Annotated in this window: 14 protein-coding genes; 7 read left to right on the top strand and 7 right to left on the bottom strand. The window is 63.3% G+C overall.

All coding sequences use genetic code 11. The features are described 5' to 3' along the window. Positions 1-67 precede the first annotated feature (67 nt). On the top strand, positions 68-3,379 hold the full coding sequence (locus FHX10_RS23465) for an oligosaccharide flippase family protein (RefSeq protein WP_063473909.1): 3,312 nt from the start codon (positions 68-70) through the stop codon (positions 3,377-3,379). 13 nt (positions 3,380-3,392) lie between these two features. On the opposite strand, the gene FHX10_RS23460 is transcribed toward FHX10_RS23465, so the two are convergent. From FHX10_RS23460 to FHX10_RS23450, 3 genes are all read right to left on the bottom strand, one after another. Beyond that, entirely contained in the window at positions 3,393-4,571 is a 1,179-nt protein-coding gene (locus FHX10_RS23460) for a glycosyltransferase family 4 protein (protein WP_047616077.1), read from the bottom strand. Positions 4,572-4,716: 145 nt separating this feature from the next. Further along, positions 4,717-4,953, bottom strand: a complete 237-nt coding sequence (locus FHX10_RS23455) for an Lrp/AsnC ligand binding domain-containing protein (protein WP_003543721.1) — start codon at positions 4,951-4,953, stop codon at positions 4,717-4,719. A gap of 68 nt (positions 4,954-5,021) precedes the next feature. Then, on the bottom strand, positions 5,022-5,930 hold the full coding sequence (locus FHX10_RS23450) for a LysR family transcriptional regulator (RefSeq protein ID WP_063473832.1): 909 nt from the start codon (positions 5,928-5,930) through the stop codon (positions 5,022-5,024). 84 nt (positions 5,931-6,014) lie between these two features. Between FHX10_RS23450 and FHX10_RS23445 the strand changes: the two genes are divergently transcribed. The 6 genes from FHX10_RS23445 to FHX10_RS23420 all read left to right on the top strand — a co-directional run bounded on the left by FHX10_RS23445 (position 6,015) and on the right by FHX10_RS23420 (position 14,347). Continuing rightward, positions 6,015-7,448 carry a VOC family protein gene (locus tag FHX10_RS23445; RefSeq protein WP_063473831.1) on the top strand — a complete coding sequence of 478 codons (1,434 nt, stop codon included), beginning with the start codon at positions 6,015-6,017 and terminating at the stop codon, positions 7,446-7,448. Positions 7,449-7,515: 67 nt separating this feature from the next. Then, positions 7,516-8,799 (top strand): NAD(P)/FAD-dependent oxidoreductase, encoded by a 1,284-nt coding sequence (locus tag FHX10_RS23440; protein ID WP_063473830.1) that lies wholly within the window; start codon positions 7,516-7,518, stop codon positions 8,797-8,799. A gap of 25 nt (positions 8,800-8,824) precedes the next feature. After that, positions 8,825-10,363, top strand: coding sequence for an aldehyde dehydrogenase family protein (locus FHX10_RS23435; RefSeq protein ID WP_063473829.1), 1,539 nt, complete (start codon positions 8,825-8,827; stop codon positions 10,361-10,363). Positions 10,364-10,565: 202 nt separating this feature from the next. Continuing rightward, positions 10,566-11,582: an iron ABC transporter substrate-binding protein gene (locus FHX10_RS23430; RefSeq protein WP_028757756.1), complete on the top strand. Its 1,017-nt coding sequence runs from the start codon at positions 10,566-10,568 to the stop codon at positions 11,580-11,582. 63 nt (positions 11,583-11,645) lie between these two features. Next, positions 11,646-13,313: an ABC transporter permease gene (locus tag FHX10_RS23425; protein ID WP_063473828.1), complete on the top strand. Its 1,668-nt coding sequence runs from the start codon at positions 11,646-11,648 to the stop codon at positions 13,311-13,313. After that, complete coding sequence (locus FHX10_RS23420) at positions 13,310-14,347, top strand: ABC transporter ATP-binding protein (RefSeq protein ID WP_184390389.1); 1,038 nt, start codon at positions 13,310-13,312, stop codon at positions 14,345-14,347. The genes FHX10_RS23425 and FHX10_RS23420 overlap by 4 nt, the downstream gene beginning before the upstream one ends. Positions 14,348-14,446: 99 nt before the next feature. Here FHX10_RS23420 and FHX10_RS23415 read toward each other — a convergent pair whose 3' ends face one another. The 4 genes from FHX10_RS23415 to FHX10_RS23400 all read right to left on the bottom strand — a co-directional run bounded on the left by FHX10_RS23415 (position 14,447) and on the right by FHX10_RS23400 (position 20,441). After that, a complete protein-coding gene (locus tag FHX10_RS23415; protein ID WP_047615682.1) occupies positions 14,447-15,781 on the bottom strand; it encodes a glucoamylase family protein in 1,335 nt (444 codons plus the stop codon). A 254-nt stretch (positions 15,782-16,035) separates the two neighbouring features. Beyond that, positions 16,036-17,874: an ABC transporter ATP-binding protein gene (locus tag FHX10_RS23410; protein ID WP_184390386.1), complete on the bottom strand. Its 1,839-nt coding sequence runs from the start codon at positions 17,872-17,874 to the stop codon at positions 16,036-16,038. Between the two features lie 24 nt (positions 17,875-17,898). Further along, the gene (locus FHX10_RS23405; protein ID WP_184390383.1) at positions 17,899-18,654 is read right to left on the bottom strand and encodes a DUF1028 domain-containing protein; all 756 of its coding nucleotides are present in this window, start codon (positions 18,652-18,654) and stop codon (positions 17,899-17,901) included. Between the two features lie 2 nt (positions 18,655-18,656). After that, entirely contained in the window at positions 18,657-20,441 is a 1,785-nt protein-coding gene (locus FHX10_RS23400; RefSeq protein ID WP_097595959.1) for a gamma-glutamyltransferase family protein, read from the bottom strand. Positions 20,442-20,448 lie beyond the last annotated feature (7 nt).

Below are 20,448 nucleotides of genomic sequence, written 5' to 3'. Positions count from 1 at the left end.
AACCTAAAGTGCGAGAAGCGATCTGAAGATCGTGACGCGCTTTAGGCCGATGCTGACGGATGGATGGATGTCGAAGGGTATTATCGCAAACTCGGTGATGAATGCGGCGGCAGGCATGCTGCTGCTTCTGACGGGCTTCGTTTCCTCGATCATAACTGCGCGGCTGCTCGGGCCGGAAGCCAACGGCATCGTCGCTTTCTCGCTGTGGCTGGTGGTCACGGGCGCCTCGATCGCCGAACTCGGTTCCAGCATCACGCTGCTGAAGACCTTGCCGCAGCTTTCGGCGGAGGGCTACGATACACGCCGCCGGCGGGGTTTTGCCGCGATCCTCGTCAGCTTCATGATGTTCTCGACCGTCGCGCTGCTGGCGCTCTATGCGCTGTTCTTCCTGACCTCGGAAAAGATGCACTGGGCGGAGACCGCGCCATCCGTCGCTCTGGTCACGGGCGTGCTGTTTTTCGTCCAGGCGATCGGTTCCTTCGTCAAATTCTACCTGATCGGCGAGAAGAAACTCGGCGCCTTCTTCCGGCTGACGGTCGCCGTTTCGATCGTGCAGCTTGCCGGCGTTGCCGTCGGCGCCGTTCTCTATGGCGTCGAAGGCGTCCTCGTCGGTTATGCGCTCGGCCAGCTCGTGTTGTTTTTCGCTACGCTGCCGATCCTTCTTGCGCGGCGCGACTGGTGCGGGGTCTCGCTCAAATATCTCGCCTCCTCCTCCGCCATCCTGTCGATCCAGTTCATCATCGATTCCATCTTCCTCAACCGGCTCGAACTGCTCTTCCTGCAGCAGTTCTGGTCGGTGGAGATGGTCGGCTATTATGCCGTCGGCCTGTCGATCGCCAATATTGCGCTGCAGTTGCCGATCCAGATGACCGGCAGCCTGCTGCCCTATTATTCCGAGCGGCGGCATAACAGCGACGACTCGACATTGCCGGTCGAGGTCTTCGCCGCCGTCACCCGCTCCATGGCCTATATCGTGCTGCCGATGAGCCTCGGGCTTGCGGCGATCTCCAGCGAACTGGTGATCGTGGTGTTCGGCGAAGCGTTCCGCCGCAGTGGGACGGTGGTGGCGCTGCTTGCGCTGGTCGCGCCCGCCTATACCTTCATGCAGATCCTCAGCCTCTATTTGCTGTCGATGGACAGGGCCCGCTCCCGCCTGAATATCAGTGTCATAGGTGGCCTACTGATGGTAGCGGGTTGTTTACTGATCGTACCTAGGCTTGCCGCCGAGGGTGCCGCACTCGTGCGCATCCTCGTCTTCGTTGCGATGTCGGTGATGATGATCAGACAGACAGGATTCGGATCCCAACTATCGGGTCTCTACGCAAGCCTGACGAAGGTGACGCTCGCCTCCGTGCTGTGTGCTTGCGGAGCGATTTCGGTGCTGGAATTCGTCGGGGGTCCGGCCGGTCTCGTCGGCGCGATCATTGCCGGTGCGTTCTGCTATTTCGCGGCACTGCGCGTGCTGCGCGCCGTGCCGGGCGAGGATGTCGACGTCATGCACTCCATTCTCGACAAGATGCCGTCCCTGCTGCGCCGGCCGTTCGGCCACGCGATCAATTTCATCGCGCCGCGGCTTCCCGGCGATCCCGATCGCGCCAAGGTCGCGCCCGGCGAATTCTCGCTCGAACCAGCCGAGGGCGCGGGACGCAGTGCTGCCCTGCCCGTCGTCTTCGACGGCACGATCGGGCTGTTCATGCCGGAGAATCCTCTCGTGAAGAAACGTTCGGCCGCCGTGCTTTTCGTCAGCCCCTGGGGGTTCGAGGAGATGTGCAGCCGCAAATTCTTCCGCGTCGCGGCCGAGCATTTCGCCGATATCGGCGTGCCGAGCCTGCGCTTCGACTATCGCGGCACCGGCGATGCGCTCGATTTCGATGCGCTGCCAGCACGGCTGGAAACCTGGGAAAATTCGATTCGTGCCGCCGCCGTCAAGCTGAAATCGCTGAGCGGCTGCGACCGTATCATCCTCATCGCACAGGGCCTCGGCGCAACGCTTGCCCATCGCATCGGTTCCTCGATCGAAGGCGTCGACAGCCTCGTCATGCTGGCGCCGGTGCTGAGCGGCCGGGCCTATCTGCGCGAACTCAACATGTGGTCGAAGATCATCGATGCCGATCTCGGCCTCGGCAAGGAACATGTTCAAACCGCGAAGGTGCAGATCGCCGGGCTCGTCATGCCCGAAGAGATTGCCGCCGAGCTCGGCAAGCTTACCATCGCCTCGCCACAGGGGCTCGCAGCCTCCCGCTATCTGATCCTCGAACGTCCCGCGAAGGCCGAGGATACCGGTTTTGCCGATGCGCTGAAGGCGCTTGGCGCCGATGTCGAGCAGAAGGCTTTCGAAGGCTATGACGAGCTCGCCACCAATCCGCTGTTTGCCAAGACGCCGATGGCTGTCGTCGAGCTGCTGACGACCTGGCTGGAGGCGACGACGACGGAGACATCTGCGGCGCATTCGCCTGATGTGATCGAGAATCCGCCGCTTGCCGGCGAGGGTTTTGCCGAAACGCCGGTGCGTTTCGGCAGCCACAATCATCTGATCGGCGTCGTCAGCCGGCCACTCGGTGAGATCAAGGGCAATGCCGTGCTCTTCCTGTCGACAGCCTATGACCGGCATGCCGGCTGGGGACGGACGACGGTGGATATGGCGCGCGCGCTTGCCCGCCAGGGCGTCGTTTCGCTGCGCTTCGATTCCGCCAATGTCGGTGACAGCCCGCCGCGGCCGGATGCACCGGAACAGGTGCTCTATTCGGATACGCAGACGGCGGATGCGGTCGCCTCGCTCGATCTGCTCGAAAGTGTGGTCGCCGGTCCCGTGATGGTCGCCGGCCGATGCAGCGGCGGTTACGTCGCCTTCCGGGCCGGCGTCGCCGACGAGCGCTTGAAGGCTGTCGTGTCGATCAATCCCTTCGTCTATTACTGGGATCCGAAGATGCCCGTGCGTAGGGAGCATGTCGTCTCCGTTCCACGCAGCCTTGACGACTACGGCCAGCGCATGGCGCGGCTCGACACGCTGAAGCGGCTGTTGCGCGGCCAGGTGGACGTCGTTGCGGCCCTGCAGAATATCGTCATCGCCGCCGGCCGCCGGCTATCGCCGTGGATCGCGCCGCTGCTCGAGCTGCTTCCCGACCGGCGCCATATCGCCCGCGAGGTCCGGCACTCCTTTGCGCTGTTCGGCAAGCGCAAGGTGCCGCTGACGCTGATCTACAGCGAGGGCGATGTCGGGCTCGACCACGTCTATTTCCACTTCGGGCCGCGCGGCGGTCGGCTTTCGCGCTATCCGAACGTGCGGTTGCTGATGCTGCCGGATGCCGATCACAATCTGACGCCGCCACAATCGCGCAAATTCGTGCTCGACGAGATCATCCGTCTCGCCAGAGCATGACCGGAATTGCAGCTCAGATGTTTTCCGCGGCGACGACATCCAGCGATCTGTAGAGATCGATATAACGTCCGGCCACGATATCCCAGGAATAGCCGCGCGCGGCGTCGAGAAGCCCGGCGCGCACGGCGTCCGGTTGGCGCGAAAGGTCTTCATAGGCCGTTTCGATCACTGTCGCCGCGGTCTGGGCATTGGTGAAGTCGGCAAGCGCGATAACAGGATGCCGGTCGGCAAGCGTCGCAAAGGCATCGTTGGCGTTCAGCACCGGGAGGAGACCGGCGCTCATCGCCTCCAGCGCCACCAGGCCGAAACCTTCATATTCCGAGGCGGAGGCAAAGAGCGAGGCCTCGGTGATGATACGCCGGATGGCGCCGTTGTCGGGTGATACATGCAGGGTAACGCGGCCGGAAAGGCTGCGGCTTTCGATCGCGGCTTCGACATCGGCCCGGTTCAGGTCGGATTCGGCCCCGACGATGTCTAGATGCCATTCGGGGTCGCGGGTCGTCAGCGCGGCCATCGCATCGAGCAGATGGTCGAGCCGCTTGTTCACCGAGAAGCGGCCGATCGTGACGATGCGGCGCTTTGGCCGGCGCGAAGCGATGTCGGCGAACTTACCGATATCGGCGCCGTTTTCGATCAGCAGGCTATCGGGCACGATCTCGGAAAATTGCCTGAGGTCGGAGGCGCTGCAGCAGACGACGCGGCGGTAGGCCATCGCCGAAGCGCGGGTCAGCGTCCGGAACCAGATCTTCTTGATCGCCGCGTATTTCTGCGTGTGGAAGAAGCCGCCATGGGTGGTGACGATCATCGGCTTGCGATGCAGCAGCCGGCCCCAGGCGAGCGCATCGAAGAAGAAGTCGATGGCATGGACATGCACGAGATCGGCATCGCCGAGATGGCGGAAAACCTCAGGCGCCAGCGGATAACGGCTGCTGCCCGACCAGGGGATGCGCACCACCTCGATGCCGTCGATATTTTCGCGAGGCGGCAGCTTGTCCTGCGGCGCAGTGAAGAGCGAATCGAGCGTGACGACGCGGACGCGATAGCCGCGGCGCACGGTCTGGCGGCCGAGATTGGCGACCACGTCTTCCAGACCGCCGCGATTGGGCAGGAACTGGCGCACGACATGGACGATCAGCGGGGCCTCTCCCAACTGCGGGTTCTCGCGCACCCTATCTGCCTCGACGATCGCCATTTTTCACCTATCGCTGCCCGCCGGCCCGTGTTGACGCGGGCTTATACTAGCAACGACCAGATATGCCCGGCGTTAAGGCGCGGTTTAAGCGGCCTGTTGAGAGGGCGATTCTTCGCGAAAAAGGTTAACCGTATCTGATGGGCTTTCAGAAGGCCTTGAACGTCAGTGTCGTCAGCGAACGGACGATGCCGGGAATATTGGCGATGTTGTCGTTGATGAACTTGCCGATATCCTGGCCTTCCTCGATATAGACCTTCAGCAGCAGGTCGTAGTCGCCGCTTGTGGAATAGAGCTCCGAGACCAGTTCGGTCTGGTAGATGGCGTCGGCGACATCATAGGTCTTGCCGGGTGCGCATTGGAGCTGGACGAAGATCGGCTTCATGGAGATTTCCTGCAAAGTTGTTTGGCCGGCATAATGGTCGAAAGCGCCATGCCGATGCAAGCCGTTCGTCACGCAGCCGGATTGGCGGCGGCTTCCGCGACGATCCAGTCGCGAAAGGCCGCAAGCGGCGCATAGTCGGCGCGCTCTCTGGGAAAGGCGAGATAATAGCGCTCGCGGCTTTCCATTTCACGGTCGACAGCGGCGACGAGATCGCCGCGCCTGACCTCCTCCTGCATCAGGAATGTCGGCAGCAGGGCGATGCCGAGGCCGGCGATCGCCGCCTGCGCGGCGGTGGCGAATTGGTCGAAGAGCATACCGTGGACGTTTTCGAAGGAAACGCCGTTGCCGGCAAACCATTGCTCCCAGGCGTCAGGGCGCGTCGTCAAATGCAGAAGCGGAACGGCAAGCAGATCCTCCGGCGTCTTGATCGCGTATCGCTCCAGAAAATCAGGGCTGCAGGCCGGCACTGTGTGCTCGGACATCAGGAAGACGAGTTCGGCGCCCGGCCAGTGGGGATGGCCGAAATGGATGGCGGCGTCGATTGAATCGAGGCGGAAATCGAAGGGCGAAAGCCGGGTCACCAGATTGATGGTCACGCCGGGATTGGCGGCGAGGAAGCGCCCGAGGCGCGGCGCCAGCCAACGCGTGCCGAAGGTCGGCAGGATGGCGAGATTGAGCGTGCCGCCATGCGGATTGGCGCGCAGATTCAGCGAAGCGCTCGATATGCGCCGCAGCGCTTCGCGGATTTCGCGGGCATATCCGTCGCCGGCAAGCGTCAGCCGCATGGTCTGGCGTTCGCGCAGGAAGAGCTCGACGCCAAGCTGCTCCTCCAGCGCGCTCACCTGGCGGCTGACGGCGCTCTGCGTCAGATCGAGTTCGCGCGCCGCTGCCGTCACGCTGCCGGTGCGGGCAACCGCCTCGAAGGCGGCAAGATGCGAAATCGATGGCAGAAAACGTCGAGATGTCAGCATGGTCATTCCATTTCAGAATGGGCTATTTCCGAAATAGCGATATTTTCGGCTTTGTCACGCGTGTAAAGAGACTCATCCTGCAAAAACGGAATGATCCGGAGTTTCCCGATGCCGCAAGCCTTCGTTTCCACAGACCGCATCCGATCGCTGTTCACCGAGGCGATGTCGCAGATGTACCGGGCCGAGGTGCCGCAATACGGCACGTTGATCGAACTGGTGGCGGACGTGAATGCCGGCTGCCTCGAAAACGATCCCGATCTGCGCCAGCGCCTGGCCCAAGCCGGCGAGCTGGAGCGCATCGATGTCGAGCGCCACGGCGCCATCCGGCTCGGCACGGCAGAGGAGCTTTTCACCATCCGCCGGCTGTTTGCGGTCATGGGCATGCAGCCGGTCGGCTACTACGATCTCTCGGTCGCCGGCGTGCCGGTTCATTCCACCAGCTTTCGGCCGATCGACGAGGCGGCGCTCAACGTCAATCCATTCCGGGTCTTCACCTCGTTGCTGCGATTGGAGCTGATCGAGGACGAGAAGCTGCGTGGCGAAGCCGAAACCATCTTGGCTCAGCGGCGGATCTATGCGCCGCGCGCCGTCGCGCTGATCGAGCGCCACGAGCGAAACGGCGGCTTGACCGAGGCGGAAGCGACGGAGTTCGTCGCCGAGGCGCTTGAAACCTTCCGCTGGCATGGCGAAGCGACGGTCAGCGCCGAAACCTACAAGCGGCTGCATGACGCCCATCGGCTGATCGCCGACGTCGTCAGCTTCAAGGGACCGCATATCAACCACCTGACGCCGCGCACGCTCGATATCGACGCGGTCCAGGCCCGCATGCCGGAGCGCGGCATCACGCCGAAGGCCGTCATCGAAGGGCCGCCGCGCCGCAATTGCGATATCCTGCTGCGGCAGACGAGCTTCAAGGCGCTCGAAGAAACGATCGCCTTTTCCGGTGATGACGACGGCGCGGTTCGAGGAACGCATACCGCGCGTTTCGGCGAGATCGAACAGCGCGGCGTGGCGCTGACGGCGAAGGGCCGGGCGCTCTACGACCGGCTGCTCGCCTCGGTTCGCGGCGAGGTGCAGGTGGGCGCCGGTGGCGCCAAGGCCGGTGCCTACGACCAGGAACTTGCCGAGCGTTTCAAGGCGCTGCCGGACAGCTGGGACGAGTTGCGCGGGCAAGGTCTGGCCTTCTTCCGCTATTCCGCGACGCCTGCGGGCATTGCCGCCGCGGCCGGCGGCACGCTGCCGAATGATCCGGAGGCGCTGATCGCCAAGGGTTATCTCGCCTTTGCCCCGATCGTCTATGAAGACTTCCTGCCCGTCAGCGCAGCCGGAATCTTCCAGTCTAACCTCGGCACCGATCAGCAGCAGAACTACGCAACCCGCTCGAACCGCGACGCCTTCGAGGCGGCCCTGGGTGCGACCGTTCAGGACGAGCTGGCGCTTTATGCCGAACGTCAGGCGGCATCGCTGGATGCAGCGATGGAGGCGCTCGGTCTCGCCGGCTTGCTGCTGAAGACCGTTGCCTGAAAGGGCCGCTTCAAGTCTTGGTTTTATGCACTAAAGTAGCGCGATTTCGATCCGATCGGACTGAGCCATGCTGAATGATCCGCGCTCCCACGGACTTTGGGAAAAGACCGCACCCGAACCGCCGGCGACCTCGTCGCTCGAAGGCGCCGTATCGGCCGATGTCGTCATTGTCGGCGGCGGCTACACCGGCCTCTCTTCCGCGCTGCATCTTGCCGAAGCCGGGTCGAAGGTGGTGCTGCTGGAGGCGAAGGAGATCGGCTTCGGCGGCGCCGGCCGCAATGTCGGCCTGATCAATGCCGGCATGTGGGTGATGCCCAACGATCTGCCCGGCGTGCTCGGTCCGGTGCATGGCGAACGTCTGCTCGATCTGCTCGGCAACGCGCCGAAGCTCGTCATGGAGTTGATCGACAAGCATCAGATTGCCTGCGAACTCGAACGCAATGGCACGCTGCATTGCGCGGTCGGCGAAAACGGGCTGAAGGAGATCGAGAATCGCGCCGCGCAATGGGCCGCCCGCGGCGCAGCCGTGACGCTGCTCGATGCGGCGGAAACGGCCAAACGCATCGGCAGCGATGCCTATACCGGTTCGCTGCTCGACAAACGCGCCGGTACCCTGCAGCCGCTTGCCTATGCACGCGGCCTTGCCCATGCCGCCGTCAAGGCTGGCGTCGCCGTTCATACGTCCAGCCCGGTCGTTTCAACGGAACGCAATGGCAGAAGCTGGACCGTGAAGACGGCAAGCGGCGAAGTCAGCGCCGAATGGATCATCGTCGCGACGGATGCCTACAGCACCGGCCCATGGGAGCAGGTGCGCAACGAACAGGTGCATCTGCCCTATTTCAATTTCGCCACCGTGCCGCTCGGCCATAATCTGCGCCAGTCGATCCTGCCCGGGCGGGAAGGCGCATGGGATACCAAGGAAATCCTCTCCTCCTTCCGCATGGACCAGGCCGGCCGCCTCGTTTTCGGCAGTGTCGGGGCGCTACGCAATACCGGACTTGCCGTACACAAGGGCTGGGCCAAGCGCGCATTGAAGCGGCTCTTCCCCATTATCGGTGATGTCGAATTCGAGTGTGAATGGTATGGCCAGATCGGCATGACCGACAATGCGCTGCCGCGCTTCCACAAATTCGCGCCTGGTGTCATCGGCTTTTCGGGCTACAATGGCCGCGGCATTGCCCCCGGTACGGTCTTCGGCCGTACGCTGGCGGAGCATATCCTCGGCCGGCTTCCGGAAGCCGATCTGCCGCTGCCGCTGACGTCGCCCACCGAGCCGAGCTTTCGTGCACTCAAGGAAATATGGTACGAAGCCGGCGCTCAGGTCGCCCATTTCGCCGATGCCCGCTTCTGAGAATTATAAGATTGGAAACACGACAATGACCATCGCCGTCCTCGATCTCGCCACCGAAACTGCCAAGCTGCTTGCCGAACTCGGCGTCGATGCCGGCCGCTATCACGGCGGCACGCTTTCCGTCACCTCGCCGGTCACCGGCAAGGAAATCGGCAAACTCAGGGAACATTCCGTTTCCGAAACGAAGGCGGCGATCGAAGCGGCGCACCAGGCCTTCCTCGAATGGCGTGCCGTGCCGGCGCCGAAGCGCGGCGAACTGGTCCGCCTGCTCGGCGAGGAACTGCGCGCCTCCAAGGCGGCGCTCGGCCGTCTCGTTTCGATCGAGGTCGGCAAGATCACTTCGGAAGGTCTGGGCGAAGTGCAGGAGATGATCGACATCTGCGATTTCGCGGTCGGCCTTTCCCGTCAGCTCTACGGCCTGACGATCGCCACCGAACGCTCCGAGCACCGGATGATGGAGAGCTGGCATCCGCTCGGGGTGATCGGCATCATCTCGGCCTTCAACTTCCCGGTTGCCGTCTGGTCGTGGAATGCCACGCTGGCGATGGTCTGCGGCAATTCCACCGTCTGGAAGCCTTCGGAAAAGACGCCGTTGACGGCGCTTGCCGTACAGGCACTGTTCGAAAAGGCGCTGAAGCGTTTCGTCGCCGAGGGCGGTACCGCACCGGCCAATCTGTCGACGCTGATCATCGGCGGCCGCGAGGTCGGCGAAGTGCTGGTCGATCATCCGAAGATCCCGCTGGTTTCCGCCACCGGCTCGACGGCCATGGGCCGCGCCGTCGGTCCGCGCCTGTCGCAGCGTTTTGCCCGCGCCATTCTCGAACTCGGCGGCAACAACGCGGCGATCGTCTGCCCGTCGGCCGACCTCGACCTGACGCTGCGCGGCGTCGCGTTCTCCGCCATGGGCACGGCCGGACAGCGCTGCACGACGCTGCGCCGTCTCTTCGTCCATGACAGCGTCTACGACCAGCTGGTGCCGCGTCTGCAGAAGGCCTATGGCTCCGTCACCATCGGCAATCCGTTGGAAAGCGGTACGCTGGTCGGACCGCTGATCGACGGCCAGGCTTTCGAGAAGATGCAGGCAGCGCTGGGTGAGGCCAAATCGGCCGGCGGCAAGGTGACCGGCGGCGAACGCGTCGACAATGGCTCGGCTGACGCCTTCTACGTTCGCCCGGCGCTTGTCGAAATGCCGGATCAGACCGGACCGGTCGAGCACGAGACTTTCGCGCCGATCCTCTATGTGATGAAATACAGCGACTTCGACGCCGTGCTGGCGCTGCACAATGCCGTGCCGCAGGGACTGTCGTCGTCGATTTTCACCAATGACATGCGCGAGGCCGAAACCTTCGTCTCGGCCCGCGGTTCGGATTGCGGCATCGCCAACGTCAATCTCGGGCCATCCGGTGCCGAGATCGGCGGCGCCTTCGGCGGCGAGAAGGAAACCGGCGGCGGCCGTGAATCCGGCTCGGATGCCTGGAAGGCCTATATGCGCCGCTCCACCAACACCATCAACTACGGCAGAACGCTGCCGCTGGCGCAGGGCGTCAAGTTCGACGTCGAATAAGCCGGCTGCAAAGAAGGGGCGGCGCTCGGGGAGTGCCGCCTTTTTGGCCAAATCGAGATTTATTCCCCTGTAATATGAAATATTTAGTCAAGATATTGTGATGACTTTTCCGGCCAAGCGAAACTTGAAATTGGCAGTCAGGAAAAATATACGCCTCTCATCGCCCTTGGAGAGCTCGGGTGACATTGCTACGGAGGCCATCATGAACATTGCTCTTAACCGCTTTTCCCTCGCGCTCGCCGCTTCGCTTCTCTCCGCCACCGCGCTTGCAGGCAGCGCCAATGCGCAGGACGAAGGTCTCGTCGTTTACAATGCCCAGCACGAAAGCCTCGGCCGCGAATGGATCGATGCCTTCACCAAGGAGACCGGCATCAAGGTCACCATGCGCCAGGGCAGCGACATGCAATTCGCCAACCAGATCATCCAGGAAGGCGATGCCTCGCCGGCGGACGTATTCCTGACCGAGAATTCGCCGGCAATGACGCTGGTCGATGGCGCGGGCCTGTTTGCCCCCATCGAAAAGGAAACGCTGGATCAGGTTCCGGAGCAGTATCGCCCGGCTGACGGCATGTGGACCGGCATTGCCGCCCGCACCACGGTCTTTGCCTACGACAAGACGAAGCTCACCGAAGACAAGCTGCCGAAGTCGTTGCTCGACCTCGCAGATCCGGCCTGGAAGGGCCGCTGGGGTGCGGCACCCGCCGGCGCCGACTTCCAGGCCATCGTTGCTGCCCTGCTGCAGTTGAAGGGCGAGCAGTCGACCGCCGACTGGCTGAAGGGTCTCAAGGAAAACGCCACGCCCTATAAGGGCAACAGCGTCGCCATGAAGGCTGTCAACGCCGGCGAAGTCGAAGGTGCGGTCATCTATCATTATTACTGGTTCGGCGATCAGGCCAAAACCGGCGAGAACAGCAAGAATGTCGGCATGCACTATTTCAAGAACCAGGATCCGGGCGCTTTCGTCAGCGTTTCGGGCGGTGGCGTCCTGAAGTCCACGCAGCACATGAAGGAAGCCCAGGCTTTCCTGAAGTTCCTCACCAGCAAGGCTGGCCAGGCAATTCTCAAGGACGGCACCTCTTATGAATATGCCATCGGCAAGGATGCGCCCTCCAACGACAAGCTCACTCCGCTTGCCGACCTCAATGCTCCGAAGGTCGAAGCTTCTACCCTCGACAGCAAGAAGGTCGTGGAGCTGATGACCGCCGCCGGCCTGATCTAACTTTTCTGCCGCAGGCTTGCCTCGGCCAAAACTGTTGCTTTTGGCTCAAGAAAACCTTAGGGCATGACGATATCCGGCAACCGTCCTTCAAAGGCGGTTGCCTTCCTTTTTCAGCGTGTAAAGGCATCGGCCTTGCTGCAGGACAACAGATTGCTCGCATCCGGCAACGAGGCGCCGGTCGCGCTAAGGGCCGCGCGCATGGTGTTGCCGCGCGGACGCATGCCGCACGCTTCCGTGATCCTGCTTGCAACCGTGGTCGCGATCTTCAGTCTTGTGCCGCTCGGCTTCATCGGCTGGGTCACCTATGATGTCGGCTGGGAAACGGTGAGGGCCTTGGTCTTCCGACCGCGTGTCGGCGAACTCCTCGTCAATACGATTCTCCTGGAATCGATCACCATCCCGCTGTCGATCGCGCTTGCGGTGACGCTCGCCTGGCTGACCGAACGGACGGACATTCCTTTGGCGCGGCTCTGGGCCTGGCTGGCGATCGCTCCGCTCGCCGTGCCCGCCTTCGTCCACAGCTATGCCTGGGTCAGCCTCATTCCCGGCATGCGCGGCCTGCAGAGCGGCGTTTTCGTCTCGGTGCTCGCCTATTATCCGTTCCTCTACCTGCCGGTCGCCGCCGCATTGCGCCGTCTCGATCCGGCCATCGAAGATGCCGCGGCCTCGCTGGGCCTCAATCCCTGGCGGGTCTTCTTCCGCGCCGTGCTGCCGCAGCTCAGGCTTGCCATCTGCGGCGGCTCGCTGCTGATCGCGTTGCATCTGCTTTCGGAATACGGCCTGTTCGTCATGATCCGGTTCGACACTTTCGCGACGGCGATCGTCGACCAGTTCCAGTCTTCCTACAACAGCCCGGCGTCCAACATGCTCGGCGGCGTGCTTGTCGCCTGCTGTCTTTTTCTGCTCGGCTTCGAGGTGCTGGTGCGCGGCAACGAACGTTACGCCCGCGTCGGCTCCGGCTCGCCCCGTCCGGCGGACCGCCGCCGGCTCGGCTGGTTCGTGGTGCCGGCCGTCTTGCTGCCTGTCATCCTCGCAATACTGACGCTCGGCGTGCCGCTGGTGACGCTTGGCCGCTGGCTCTATCTCGGCGGCACCGATATCTGGCGCATCGAAGTCGGCAGCGCTTTTCTGCAGACGATCGTACTTGCCATTGTCGGCGGCGTGCTGGCGACGATCGCCGCAGCGCCGATGGCCTGGCTTTCGGTGCGGGCACCCGGCCGCCTCCAGCGCGTGCTCGAGGCCTGCCATTATTATGTTGGCTCGCTGCCGGGCGTCGTCGTGGCGCTGGCGCTGGTGACGATCACCGTGCGCCTCGTGCTGCCGCTCTATCAAACCTTCGCAACGCTGCTCGTCGCCTATGTGTTGCTTTTCCTGCCGCGCGCCATGGTCGGGCTGCGCGCCAGCATCGCCCAGGCGCCGGTGGAGCTGGAACGCGCTGCGATGGGCCTCGGCCGCACCCCGGGCCAGGCGGTGCGGCAGATCACCATGCGCCTTGCGGCACCGGGAGCGGCCGCCAGCGTCGCGCTGGCTGCACTCGGCATTACCAATGAACTGACGGCGACACTGATGCTGTCGCCCAACGGCGTCGATACGCTGGCGACGAAATTCTGGTCGTTGACCAGCGAGATCGATTATGTCTCGGCTGCTCCTTACGCCTTCATGATGGTCGTGCTGTCGCTGCCGCTCACCCTTATGCTCTATACTCAATCGAAACGGACTGCCGGCCAATGACGCTGCTTACGATCGAGAACATCAGCAAGCGCTACGGTCCCGTCCAGGCGCTGAAGGATATTTCGCTCGATGTTTCGGCGGGCAGCCGCACCGCCGTCGTCGGCCCTTCCGGCTCCGGCAAGACGACGCTGCTGCGTATCATTGCCGGCTTCGAGCAACCGGATGTCGGCAGGGTGACGCTGGATGGCGACCTGCTCGCGGACGGTCCGGCTGCGGTGCCGGCGCACAAACGCGGCATCGGCATCGTCTCGCAGGACGGCGCGCTGTTTCCGCACTTAAGCGTAGCCGAGAATATCGGCTTCGGCTTCGAACGCGGTGCGGCCGATCGCGAGAAACGCATCCTCGAGCTGCTCGACATGGTCGAACTCGACCGCGGCATGCTGGCGCGGCGCCCGCATCAGCTTTCCGGCGGGCAGCAGCAGCGCGTGGCGCTCGCCCGTGCGCTCGGCCGCAAGCCGCGGCTGATGCTGCTCGACGAACCTTTCTCGGCACTCGATACCGGCCTGCGGGAAAACATGCGCAAGGCGGTGGCGCGCGTGCTGCAGGCGGCCGGCATCACCACCATTCTCGTCACGCATGACCAGGAAGAGGCGCTGACCTTTGCCGATCAGGTGGCGGTGCTCAGGGAAGGACGGCTGATCCAGGCAGGATCGCCGCAATCATTGTATCTGCATCCGCGCGACCGTGAGACGGCGCTGTTCCTCGGCGATGCCGTGCTGCTTCCCGCCATCATCCGCAACGGACTGGCAGACTGCGCCCTTGGCCGCGTCGCCGTCGAGGGCAATCGTCAGGGCAAGGCGGAGATCATGCTGCGGCCCGAGCAGATCCGCGTCGTCGCCGATGAAAGCGATCGCGACTATGGCGGGCGTGTCGTCGAGGTGGAATTCGGCGGCGCGGTCTGCACCGTTGCGGTTTCGCTCGACGGCGTTGCGCTGCCGCCGATCCTGATCAAAACCTCGAGCGTCGCGCTTCCGGCGCGAGGCGACCTCGTTCGCCTCGATATCGCCGGCAAGGCGCATGTCTTCGAGAACTAAACCAAGAGCCCGCACCTCCTGTTGGACGCGCGGGCTCTATCATTTTTCGTTTTCGTGTCGTTCTTTCCGGAAATCCATTTCGATTTCCGGGCTTATGCGCTAGCCGAATTTGCGCACTACTTCTGCCGGCTCGATGCCTTCGAGCCAGCCGCCGGTAAAGCCGGCGCGCTCGAGCCCGAGGCGGATGACCGGCGATTGCCGCATCAGCTTCCAGATGAAGTCGGAGCGTTCGTTCTCGACGGTCATGACGACAAGACCCTGATCGATACCGACGGTGCGGTCGTCGACCCAGCCTTCCGGACGCTTGGTCTTGACCGTGGGATTGAAGCCGCCGGGAAAGCCGCCTTCCAAGAGCAGGTTCGGATAGGTGGTCAGAAGCGCCTTGGTGCCGTCGAGAGCGGCCTGCTTGTCGTAGGGCAGGCAGGCAAGGGCTGCCCAGGGTGCGATCGTGCCGTCATCCGGGCCGAGCGGAGCGCCGCGCGCGGCATAACCCAGAACCTTCGGCTGGCGACCGCCGCGCATGCGCCGTGTCGGCGGCGGACCGTCACAGGCGGAGAATCCCCAGATATTCCTGTTATAGCCGACGAACTGGCCGGGATTGCGCTCGGCATAGTCACGCTGGACGTTGATCATCACCTGCGTGTTGCGGAAATAGTCCCAGTTCCGCTCCGCCATCGGCTTGTCCTGAATGGTGCGGAAATCGATCCAGGCATGCGAGAAGAGGTGGATGAAGAGCGGCCCGGCATAGAGATAGGACTGCTCGCCATGCAGCATCCAGGAATAGCTTGACGTGAAGGCGTCATAGCTTGATTGCGGGATGGGATGCGTCGGCGAGGCAAGCGCCAGCGTGTAGAGGATGATCGCCTCGTCGAAACCGTGATAGCGCCAGCGCAGGAAGCCGGAAGAGGGCTTCCAACCCATGGCAATCGTGTCCCCCTTGTTCAGCGCCCAGCGCCAGTCGACGCGCTCATAGATGAAGGTCGCGAGTTCACGGATTTCAGTCTCCGTTTCGTCGTCTTCGCGATCGAAATATTGCGCAGCCGTGAGAATGCCGGCGACAAGCAGGGCGGTATCGATGGTCGAAAGTTCGCTGTTCCAGGCGCGATGACCGGTATCCATATGCAGGAAGTGGTAGAAGAAGCCGCGGTGACCGGTCGCGTGGCGCTCCTCGCCCTGGCGCGCCTCGGCGAAGAAACGCAGCGTATTGACCGTGCGCTCGGCTGCTTCCTCGCGGCTGATCCAGCAACGCTCGACACCGACGGGATAGGAGGACAGCGCAAAGCCGACGGCCGCGATGCTCGCCGGCACGCCGCCGATCGAGGTGTCCGCCACCAGGCCGTTTTCGGGATTGGAATATTTCAGGAAGTACTTGAACGCCGAATGCTGCAGCCTGTCGACGAGCGCTGCATCAATGTCTTCGATCCGTTGCAGCATAGGCTCCTACCCAACTGTTGCATCGCCCCATGCTTCAACATGGTGGCCGTCCCCGGGCAAATCAAACCTTTTTGATTCGTAGGGATAAGAGAACACAAATCGGTGGAATCGGTCGTTAAGAATTATCGATGAAATAATATCTAGCAAAAGTCATATAAGCGGTGCAGCAAAAAGGGTGGCCCGCGCGCCACCGGCACGGGTTATTTTCCCGCAATACTTGTTTTTCAGATGCTTAAAGAGTGGGTTTTGCACGCTCACGCGGCTTCATCGACCCGCACCAGATGGCCTGCCGTCACTTCCCGGTATCGGCGTGGCGGCGCGACGTAGCCAACCGGGCGAACGGGGCTGTTGAGCTCGTCGGTTCCGAGGTTGCGCTTGATGCCGCGACGCGAGGGGTCGGGCACGGGGACGGCTGCCATCAGCTTCTTCGTGTAGGCGTGCTGCGGGTTGCTGAACAATTCCGCGCGCGGGCCGATCTCGACGATTTCGCCGAGATACATCACCGCGACCCGATGACTGACACGTTCGACCACCGCCATATCGTGGGAAATGAACAGGAAAGCGAGGTTGAGGTTTTGCTGCAGGTCCATCAGCAGATTGCAGACCTGTGCCTTGATCGAGACATCGAGGGCCGAAACGCTTTCGTCGGCGACGATGACCTTCGGATCGAGCGCGAGCGCGCGGGCGATGCAGATGCGCTGGCGCTGGCCGCCGGAGAATTCGTGCGGATAGCGTTTCATCATGTCGGGTTTAAGCCCGACGCGTTCGAGAAGATCGGCCGCCTTGTCGCGGGCCTGGGCACCTGTGCCGAGGCGGTGTTCGGTAATCGGTTCGGCGACGGCGGCGCCGACGGTCATGCGCGGGTTGAGGCTGGCGAAGGGGTCCTGAAAGATCATCTGGATGCTGCGGCGCATCCGTCTGAGGCTGACCGCGTCAAGGCTCAGCACGTCATAGCCGTCGAGGCTGACACTGCCGCCGTTCGGCTGGACGAGGCGGGTGATCGAGCGACCGGTGGTCGATTTGCCGCAGCCGGATTCGCCGACGAGCGATAATGTCTCGCCCTGGAAGAGATCGAAGGAGACGTCCTCGACCGCGTGGATCGCGCCCGTCTTGCGGCCGAGCAGCCCGCCGCGGATATCGAAACGGGTAACGAGGTTCTTGACTTCGAGGATCGGCGTCTGGCGGCGGTCGACCGTATCGGCCACCTCGATCGGCTCGCGGCGTTCGCCGGTCGTGGTGTCGACGACGGGAAAACGCAGCGGCCACTTCCGGTCGGCCATCGAGCCGAGGCGTGGCACGGCGGAGAGCAAAGCGCGGGTATAGGGATGCCTGCCGCGACGGAAGATATCGTCGGTCGTGCCGGTTTCCACCGCCTCGCCGCGATACATGACGATGGTGCGGTCAGCGATTTCGGCGACGACACCCATGTCGTGGGTGATGAAGAGCACGGACATGCCCTCTTCTTCCTGCAGCATCTTGATCAGATCGAGGATCTGGCCCTGGATCGTCACATCGAGCGCCGTCGTCGGCTCGTCGGCGATCAGCAATTTCGGCCGGCTGGCGAGCGCCATGGCGATCATCACCCGCTGGCGCATGCCGCCTGAGAACTGGTGCGGAAATTCGTCGAAGCGCGCGGCGGCGTTGGGGATGCGGACCTTTTCCAGCAGGCGGACGGTTTCGGCCCGCGCCTCCGCCTTGCCGATCTCGCCATGGCAGGTGAGCGCTTCGGAGATCTGGCGGCCGATGGTGAAGATCGGGTTGAGGGACGTCATCGGCTCCTGGAAGATCATGGCGGCGTCGTTGCCGCGCACCCGGCGCATCTCCTTTTCCGAAAGGGCGAGTACATCCTTGCCGTTCAAGGTGACGGCGCCATTGATGCGGCTCGATCCCTTGGCAAGCAACCGCATGATCGAAAGGGAGGTGACGCTCTTGCCCGAGCCGCTTTCGCCGACGATTGCCACCGTTTCGCCTGGCATGACGTCGAAGGAGACATCACGCACCACCGGCTTCCAGTCACCATCGACGAGGAAGGAGGTCGTCAGGTTCCGGACGGAGAGAACAGGAGAGGCGGGTGCTGAAGAAACATCACTCATGTCGTTCCCTTGGTTTTCTCTGGGTTACGTCTTCAAAGGCGTGGCGAAGGAGGCGGAGGGCCTGTCTGCCGCGATGCGGGCCGCTTCCAGCGTCGCGATCTTTTCATCGATCTCGCGCCTGTCGGTCATGCCGTTCGGATTTTGTCGCGTCGCCATTGTCTCCGCGACATGCAGGTAGCGTTCACTGGCCACTGCATGGAGGCGGACAAGTTCGCCGAGCGGATCGGGATGATCGTCGGCGCGGATACTCAGCCACGGATAATCCTGATCGCGGTGGATGACGAGGGCGGCGGACTGCCTGCCGCGCTTGTCGCCGCCGGCATCTTCGCCTGCCTGCATCGCCAAGAGCAGGCGTTCGGCCAAGGGCTTGTCCAGCGCCTTGTTGTAGGTGGCAAGCGTTTTGGTGACGACGTCAGGTCCCGCGAGCATGTTGCCGGCAACCGAGACGTTTTCATCGATCAGATGTCCCGCCCAGTCGATGCATGCGGCGCCGGTGAAGGCGGCGTTGCGTCCCTTCGCATCGATGAGGTGCAGTTGCCGCTGATTACGGCCGGCGTCACGCCCGGTCAGTTCGGCGATGATTTCCTCGGGCGCCCTGCCGGCGGCCAGCAGCGACAGGCCGTCGACGCCGTAAAGCGGGCTGACAAAGGCCTGGGTCGCAACGGCGCCGATGCCGCCGCGAATATGCGGCACGAGAGCGCCGACGGCGAAGAAGCGGGTCGCGACGGCAATGCCGAGATGACCGGTCAAAGGGTCACGGGCGACGATTGACCAGGTCATGTCTATCTCCCGACCGCATAGGCCTGCATCAGGCGCGGGGTGGCTGCGGCACGCAACAGCCCATCGGCATCGCGTCTTGCGGCAGTCAGCCGGCCGATCGTCCAGACATCGGCGACCGTCAGCTTGTGGCCCTTGCGGCGCAGGGCATCAAGGACGTCGGGGCCGAAATTCGCTTCCGCCATCAGGCTGCCGGGTTCGCGGGTGCGCGGATAGAAGGAGCCTGGAAAATGCGAGGTGTGGAACAGCGGCTGGTCGATCGCCGCCTGCAGGTTCAGCTTGTGATGGGCGTAGCGCAGGAAGAAGGAGAGCTGCCACTGCTCCTGCTGGTCGCCGCCGGGTGTGCCGAAGGCCAGCGTCGGGCGGCCCTCATAAAGGCCGAGCGACGGCGTCAGCGTCGTGCGCGGCCGTTTGCCGGGGGCAAGCGAGGTCGGCAGGCCTGGTTTCAGCCAGAACATCTGGGCGCGGGAATTGAGGCAGAAGCCGAGGCCGGGCACGGTCGGCGAGGATTGCAGCCAGCCGCCGGACGGCGTGACGGAGACCATGTTGCCGTCGCGATCGATCACGTCGATATGCACGGTGTCGCCGCGCTTTTCGGAAAGATGCGCCATAGTCGGCTCGTAGACGGCGCCGGTCTTGGAATCCGCGCCGAGCATCGTCATCGTCAGATCATGCTGCGCCTCGAAGCCAGGCACGATGCCGGGGCGAAGATCGAAGGAGGCGTCTGCGCCGACCAGCTTGCGGCGCTCGGCGGCATAGGTCTCCGACAGCAGGTGCGCGACGGGGATTTCCGAGAAATCAGGATCGCCGTAATAGACTTCGCGATCGGCGAAAGCGAGCTTCATCGCCTCGACGACGGTATGGACGAAATCGGCGCCGGTGGGGTTCATCGCGGCGAGATCGAAGCCTTTGAGGATCGACAGGGTCTGCAGGAAGACCGGACCCTGGCCCCAGGGACCGATCTTGGCGATCGTCCAGCCATGATAATCATAGGTCAGCGGCTCCTCGATCGTTGCCGACCAGCTTGCCATGTCGGTCGCGGTCAGCACGCCCTTGTGGCGGTTGCCGCTCGCATCCATCACCTCGGCGGTTTTGAGGTAGTCGTCGATCTTCTCGGCGACGAAGCCGCGATAGAAGGCGTCGCGGGCCGCCTCGACCTGCGCTTCCCGCCCGCTTTTCGCCTCGGCCTCGGCGATGATGCGCTTCCAGGTTTCGGCAAGCACCGGATTCCTGAAATTCGCATGCGCTTCGGGGACGCTGCCATTCGGCAACCAGGTCTCGTAGGAGGTCGGCCATTCCTTCTCGAAGAAGGCGGCGAGCCCCTTGATGGTGGCGGAGACGCGCGGCAGCATCGGATGACCACGCTCGGCGTAATAGATCGCCGGTTCCAGCACATCGCGCACGCTCATCGAGCCGTAGTCGCGCAGCATCAGCATCCAGCCATCGAAGGAGCCGGGGATGACGGTCGCAAGCAGCCCGTCGCCGGGGATCAGGCTCAGGCCTTCCGCCGTATAGTGTTCGATCGTTGCGCCAGCGGGTGCGGGGCCTTGCGCGCAGATGACCTCGACCTTGTCCTTCCTCGTCGAATAGATCACCGCCGGCAGGTCGCCGCCCGGACCGCAAAGGTGCGGCTCGACGATCTGCAGCACGAAGCCCGTCGCCACCGCCGCGTCGAAGGCATTGCCGCCCTTTTCGAGAATGCTCATGCCGACCGCCGAGGCGATCCAGTGCGTGGAGGTGACGACGCCGAAGGTGCCGAGGATTTCTGGACGGGTCGTGAATGCGGTCATGTCAAAT

This window comes from Rhizobium sp. BK591, from assembly GCF_014195045.1.
Classification (GTDB): Bacteria; Pseudomonadota; Alphaproteobacteria; order Rhizobiales; family Rhizobiaceae; genus Rhizobium; species Rhizobium anhuiense.
Note: the sequence above shows the minus strand (reverse complement) of the source record. Positions and strands in the feature narration are given on the sequence as shown.